The organism is Pararhizobium sp. (assembly GCF_035497515.1).
GTDB lineage: Bacteria > Pseudomonadota > Alphaproteobacteria > Rhizobiales > Rhizobiaceae > Pararhizobium.
Map to the genome: position 1 here is coordinate 1 of NZ_DATJDJ010000036.1, position 6,648 is coordinate 6,648.

The 6,648-nt window shown below is 59.2% G+C and carries 6 protein-coding genes; 1 reads left to right on the forward strand and 5 read right to left on the reverse strand.

The annotated features are described in order from the left end of the window. Positions 1 to 86: 86 nt before the first annotated feature. The 4 genes from VL202_RS03520 to VL202_RS03535 form a co-directional block, all read right to left on the reverse strand. Positions 87 to 863: an amino acid ABC transporter ATP-binding protein gene (locus tag VL202_RS03520; RefSeq protein WP_325462787.1), complete on the reverse strand. Its 777-nt coding sequence runs from the start codon at positions 861 to 863 to the stop codon at positions 87 to 89. A gap of 20 nt (positions 864 to 883) precedes the next feature. Next, positions 884 to 2,038: an amino acid ABC transporter permease gene (locus tag VL202_RS03525; RefSeq protein WP_325462788.1), complete on the reverse strand. Its 1,155-nt coding sequence runs from the start codon at positions 2,036 to 2,038 to the stop codon at positions 884 to 886. Position 2,039: 1 nt separating this feature from the next. Continuing rightward, positions 2,040 to 3,251, reverse strand: coding sequence for an amino acid ABC transporter permease (locus VL202_RS03530; protein ID WP_325462789.1), 1,212 nt, complete (start codon positions 3,249 to 3,251; stop codon positions 2,040 to 2,042). Between the two features lie 94 nt (positions 3,252 to 3,345). Further along, a complete protein-coding gene (locus VL202_RS03535; protein ID WP_325462790.1) occupies positions 3,346 to 4,371 on the reverse strand; it encodes an amino acid ABC transporter substrate-binding protein in 1,026 nt (341 codons plus the stop codon). 358 nt (positions 4,372 to 4,729) lie between these two features. Here VL202_RS03535 and VL202_RS03540 point away from each other — a divergent pair, with 358 nt between their 5' ends. Then, positions 4,730 to 5,920 (forward strand): cystathionine beta-lyase, encoded by a 1,191-nt coding sequence (locus VL202_RS03540; RefSeq protein WP_325462791.1) that lies wholly within the window; start codon positions 4,730 to 4,732, stop codon positions 5,918 to 5,920. A 4-nt stretch (positions 5,921 to 5,924) separates the two neighbouring features. On the opposite strand, the gene VL202_RS03545 is transcribed toward VL202_RS03540, so the two are convergent. Continuing rightward, the coding region (locus VL202_RS03545; RefSeq protein ID WP_325462792.1) for an FAD-dependent monooxygenase at positions 5,925 to 6,648 on the reverse strand (724 nt) is incomplete at its 5' end.

The window sequence follows — 6,648 nt, forward strand, 5'->3', positions numbered from 1 at the left end:
TTTCAGATTCGCTTCCGACGCTCTAGGTCTTTGATTTTGTGCATGTCGTTATCGCAAAACCGCTGCACACTTTAGCGCGACATTCTTTAATGCAGGATCTGGCTGAGGAACAGCTTGGTGCGCTCGTGCTGCGGATTGTCGAAGAAGGCGGCCGGTTCGTTCTGCTCGACGATCTGGCCCTGGTCCATGAAGATGACGCGGTTGGCGACCTGCCGGGCAAAGCCCATTTCATGGGTGACGCACACCATCGTCATGCCTTCCTCGGCAAGGCCGACCATGGTGTCGAGCACTTCCTTGATCATTTCCGGGTCGAGCGCCGAGGTTGGCTCGTCGAACAGCATGACGCGCGGATTCATGCAGAGCGAACGAGCGATCGCCACGCGCTGCTGCTGGCCGCCGGACAACTGCCCCGGATATTTGTGGGCCTGCTCGGGGATCTTGACGCGCTTGAGGAAGTGCATGGCGACTTCATCGGCCTGCTTCTTCGGCATCTTGCGCACCCAGATCGGCGCCAGCGTGCAGTTTTCGAGAATAGTCAGATGCGGGAAGAGGTTGAAATGCTGGAACACCATGCCGACCTCGCGGCGCACTTCGTCGATCTTCTTCAGGTCGTTGGTGAGTTCGATGCCGTCGACGACGATCTTGCCCTTCTGGTGTTCTTCCAGCCGATTGATGCAGCGGATCATCGTCGATTTCCCGGAGCCGGAGGGACCGGCAATGACGATGCGCTCGCCGCGCATGACCTTGAGATTGATGTCGCGAAGAACATGGAAGTCTCCGTACCACTTGTTCATGTTGACGATTTCAACGGCGACGTCGGTGGACGACACTTCGACTTTCAGCGGTGTGGCTTCGTTTGCCATGAGATTTTTCCCCTTATATCTTATCGTTTGTGGCCGGTGTCGAGGTGACGTTCCATGAAGGCCGAGTAGCGTGACATTCCGAAGCAGAATATCCAGAAGACGAAGCCGGCGAAGATCAAGCCCGTAAGGGGCGTGACCGGTGTCTGCCAGCCCGAATCCCCGAAACTGGCCTTCACGATGCCGAGCAGATCGTACATCGAGATGATCGTCACCAGTGAGGTGTCCTTAAAGATGCCAATGAACGTGTTGACGATGCCCGGAATGACCAGCTTGATCGCCTGCGGCAGAACAACGAAGTACATCATCTGGAAATAGTTTAGCCCCAGCGCGTCCGCCGCCTCGTATTGTCCCTTCGGTATGGCTTGCAAGCCGCCGCGGATCACTTCCGCCATATAGGCAGAGGCGAAAATCGAGACGCCGACCAAGGCGCGCAGGAACTTGTCGATATTGTTGCCGGGCGTCAGGAACAGCGGCAGCAGCACGCTGGCCATGAACAGGACGGTGATCAGTGGCACGCCGCGAATTAGCTCGATGAAGGCGATGCTGAAGCTGCGCAGCACCGGCATCGTCGAACGGCGTCCGAGAGCCAGCATGATGCCGAGCGGCAGGGACACGGCGATCCCGACGAAAGACAGGATCAAGGTCACCATCAGGCCGCCCCAGAGCGTCGTCTCGACCTCGGGCAGTCCGAACCAGCCGCCCAGCAGCAGGAAATAGGCCACGATGGGGAGAGCGATCAGCAGCAGAAGCGCGTTCAAGCCCTTTCGCGGGGCCTTCGGGATCAGGAGCGGAATCAGCAACGCCACGAACAGGAACAGCACCAGCAGCGGCCGCCACAGTTCGGCCTTGGGATAAGATCCGAACATGAACTGGCCGAAGCGGTTGTTGACATAGGCCCAGCATGCGCCGCTCCAGCCGCTGGCCAGTTGGCCGCCCTGATCGACAGTGAGACAGGCGGTACGGTCGGCGCCAACCCAGATGGCGGAGAGGAACAACCAGTCGAGAGCTTTCGGCAGGAGAGTAACGATCGCGATGATTGCAATCACCGTGAGGATACTGTCCTTGGGTGTCGCGAACAGGTTCTTCCGCAGCCAGCCCGCAGTGGTCGAGCCGGCATGGGGCGGTTGCTGCGCAGGCAGGAAATCATTGCGAACAAAGGCGAGATTGGTGCTCATGTCAGCGCTCCACCAGTGCCATTTTTGCATTGAACCAGTTCATGAACAGTGACGTTACAAGACTGATGGTGACATAGGTCGCCATCCAGATGGCGATGATTTCGATAGCCTTTCCTGACTGGTTGAGAATGGTGCCGCCCACGGCGACCAGATCCGCATAGCCGACGGCCACGGCAAGCGAAGAGTTCTTGATCAGGTTGAGATATTGGGAGGTCAGAGGAGGAATGATGATCCGGAGCGCCTGCGGCAGGACCACCAGACGGGTGGCTTGGCCGGCCCGCAGGCCCAGCGCATAAGATGCCTCCGTCTGGCCCCTGGCGACACCGCGGATACCTGCGCGCACGATTTCGGCAATGAACGAAGCTGTATAGAGCGACAGCGCAAGATAAAGTGCCAGGAATTCCGGACCAATGACCATGCCGCCGCGCATGTTGAACGATCCGGGGATGGCATAATCGAAGCTGAGCGGCATGCCGAGGACCAGGAATGCCGCCAGCGGCAGAAGGACAATCAGTGCAAGATTGACCCATAATACGGGCGGGCGTTGCCCGGTCGCGAGTTGGCGCTTGTTGGCCCAGATGGTGAATGCTATCGCGGCGACGATGCCGGCGAAGAAGGTGATGACAACTTCGGCAAAACCCTCGCCGAAGATCGGCGCGGGCATATAGATGCCGCGGTTCGAGATGAAGAAAATTGCGCCCGGATTGTCCTGTACGTGCTGGAAAATGGTGCGGATTGACGGCAGCAGCGCAAGCACGCCGAGATACCAGAAAAAGATGACCAGCAGCGGAGGAATATTGCGGAACACTTCGACATAGACGGTGCAAAGCCGCGCAATAAGCCAGTTATGGGACAGTCGCCCGATGCCGATGAGCAGTCCGACGACCGTCGCCGTGATGATGCCGCAGACGCCGATGACCAAGGTGTTGAGAAGACCGACTTGTAGCGCGCGAAAATAGGTGGAATCGCTGGAATAGGTGATCAGCGACTGGGCGACGTCGAAACCGGCGCGGCTGTTGAGGAAGCCGAAGCCCGAGGTCATGTTTGCGCGATGGAGATTGTCGAGTGCGTTTGTCCATGCAAAAAAGATAACAAGCACGATAATGACGATCGTCAATGTTTGGTAGACGATGCGTCGGAAGGTCTGATTGTAAAGCAGCGATACCGTGGGTCGGTCGTCACCGCCCTGGACTCGGGCGTCGGTCACAGCCATTGAAAATGTCCCCTGTCGTTTCTGTCACCCTTTTTTCCGGGTGTTCTAAACAGTGAGGGAAGGCGGGATGTCCGCCTTCCCGAAGTCGCTGGCGTTACCGGATCGGTGGTGCGTACTGCAGGCCGCCCTTGTTCCACAGGGCGTTGATGCCACGCTGGATCTTCAGGGGAGAACCCTCGCCGATGTTGCGCTCGAAGCTTTCGCCGTAATTACCGACAGCCTTGATGATCTGTACGGCCCAGTCTTTTGGCAGGCCAAGGTCGGCGCCAAGCGTCGAATCAGCTTCTTCGCCAAGGAAACGCTTGATGTCCGGATTGGCAGACTTTTTCATTTCCTCGATATTGGCCTGGGTAATGCCGAATTCTTCCGCGGCAACCATGGCATAGTGCGACCAGGTCACGACGTCAAACCACTTGGAGTCGTTCTGGCGAACGGCCGGGCCGAGCGGTTCCTTGGAGATAATTTCAGGCAGAACCAGATGGTCGTCCGGGTTGGCCATCTTCAGGCGAATCGAATAGAGGCCGGAAGCGTCGGTGGTATAGGCGTCGCAACGGCCGGCATTGTAGGCGGCATCCGCTTCGTCCTGGGCTTCGAAAACCACCGGCTTGAATTCCATGTTGTTGGCACGGAAATAGTCGGCGAGGTTGAGTTCGGTCGTGGTGCCGGACTGCACACAGATCGAGGCGCCGCTCAACTCGAGGGCCGACTTCACGTTCAATTCCTTCTTCACCATGAAGCCCTGGCCGTCATAGTAGTTGACGGCGCGGAAGTCGAAGCCAAGCTGCGAATCGCGGCTTGTGCTCCAGGTGGTGTTGCGTGCCAGCACGTCGATTTCGCCGGATTGCAGGGCTGGGAAACGGTCCTTTGCCGACAGGGGCGTGAACTTCACCTTGGTGGCGTCGCCGAAAACTGCGGCAGCCACGGCCTTGCATAAGTCGATGTCCAGGCCTGCCCAAGTGCCGGACGAATCCTGCGCGCCGAAGCCCGCCAGGTTCGAACCGTTAACGCCGCACTGGACGAAACCCTTCGCCTTGACATCGTCGAGTGTGCCGGCGGATGCCTGGCTGCCAATCCCCATGACGGCCGCGCCGATCAGCGCTGTCAGAATTCTTTTTGCCATTTTTAGAACCTTTTTCTGTTGTCTTTGTTCTCGTCCCACACCCGCTGCCCGTGTCCGGCGCAAGCGCGGCCCCCGCCACCCTCCTGGCGCGAGTACTGTCTATCTCATGCTCAAAACAGCGCAGGGTCAAGACATGTCGCCGATTTTCTAGGCCGTGCTGTGATAATCGCGAGCGACGCCACATGTTTAGGCAGTGTTTTTGGATAAATGCAGTTTTCTGTTTAAAAAACCACCAGAGCCGCCGTTTTCGCGATTTATGGGCCTTGATCGCCGAAGTCCCTTGACCCTTCGGCGCAGCGCGCGGAAAAGTGCGGGATCGTGACATCGCACAATCGGACCTTCCCAAACGGATCTTCACATGAATGACAAGAAAGACTTCCTCGCCGGCGCGGGCGTGAACACGCGGCTGTCGCATATCGGCAATTCGCCGTCAGACTATCATGGCTTCGTTAATCCACCCGTTGTGCACGCCTCCACCGTGTTGTTTCCAGATGCCAAGACGATGGAGACCCGGGGCCAGAAATATTCCTACGGCACGCGCGGCACACCGACGACCGATGCCCTGTGCGAGGCGATCGATGCGCTTGAAGGGGCTGCCGGCACCATCCTTGTCCCATCCGGGCTGGCGGCGGTGACAGTTCCATTCCTGGCTTTCCTATCGGCCGGCGATCATGCGTTGATCGTCGATTCCGTCTATTTTCCGACCCGGCATTTCTGCGACACGATGCTGAAACGGCTGGGTGTCACCGTCGAATATTACGACCCGATGATCGGCGCCGGCATCGAAAGCCTGATCAAGCCGAACACCAGGCTGGTGCACACGGAGGCGCCGGGCTCCAACACGTTCGAGATGCAGGATATCCGGGCGATCACGACAGCCGCGCATCGTCATGGCTGCGTGGTGACGATGGACAATACCTGGGCGACGCCGCTTTATTTCAAGCCGCTCGACCACGGCGTCGACATCTCCATCCATGCCGCGACCAAATATCCGTCCGGCCATTCGGACATCCTGATGGGCACGGTTTCGGCCAATGCCAAGCACTGGGAGCAGTTGCACGAAACCAATATCGCGCTCGGTATCTGCGGCGCTCCGGATGATAGCTACCAGATCCTGCGCGGCCTGCGCACGATGGGTGTGCGACTGGATCGCCATCAGGAGAGCACGATGACCATTGCCCGCTGGCTGGAGGAGCGCGACGATGTCGCCCGCGTTCTGCATCCGGCGCTGCCTAGCTTTCCGGGCCATGATCTCTGGAAACGCGATTTCACCGGCTCGAGCGGCATTTTCTCGTTCGTACTGAAGGTGGATGGTCCGGAACAGTTCAAGCCGAAGGCGCACGCCTTTCTCGACGCGCTGTCGATCTTCGGCCTCGGCTGGTCCTGGGGCGGCTATGAAAGCCTTGCTGTTCATGTCGGGCTTTCCGACCGCCGCATCTGCAAGGCGCCGAGCGAAGGGCCGGTGATCCGCCTGCAGATCGGGCTTGAGGATGTGGCCGACCTTCGCAGGGACATCGACGCCGGGTTCGCGGCTGCCAACGCCATCTGACAACTCAGTCCTGCGGCTCGTAGCCGTAGAGCCAATCGAAATCGGCGGCCAGGCTTTCCGGCCGCCGAATCGACAGAACAAGGTCTCGCCCGATCCGGATCGGACCACGGGCATGATAGGCGAAACGGTTGAACGCGCCGCGTGAACGCACTTGGGCGATCCGCGTTTTCCGGTGGGCGGCGAAGGCGGCGAGAGGCAGGCCCCTGGCAACGAAGGAGGCGAGTTCGAACGCGTCCTCGATCGCCATCGCGGCACCCTGGGCTGCAAAGGGCATCATGGCGTGGGCCGCATCGCCGATCAGCACCACGTCTTCGCCTTGGCACCAAGCACCGTCGGTAACCTGATAGAGTGGCCACAGAGTGCTAGAACCCGCATTGCGGAGAATGTCGACAAGTTGCGGATGCCAGCCGCGAAAGGCACCGACCAACGCGCTTCGCGTGCTCTCAGGAGCCGGCTTGACATCTTGCACTTCGCCGGTATCGCGGCCACCGGCAATCGCGACGATGTTGAAGCTGCGCGTCTTTTGAAGGGGATAGGCGACGAGATGGGCGCCGCCACCGAGAAAGGCGGTTACTTTGGTAAAATCCAGGGCAGCAGGGGTGTCGGCCTCACCTAAGGTGAAGCGCCAGGCTGTGTTGCCGGAAAACATCGCTTTCCCAGCGCCTTGAACCTCATTGCGGATACGCGACCAGACGCCATCGGCACCAACAATGAGGCGTGGCGCGATG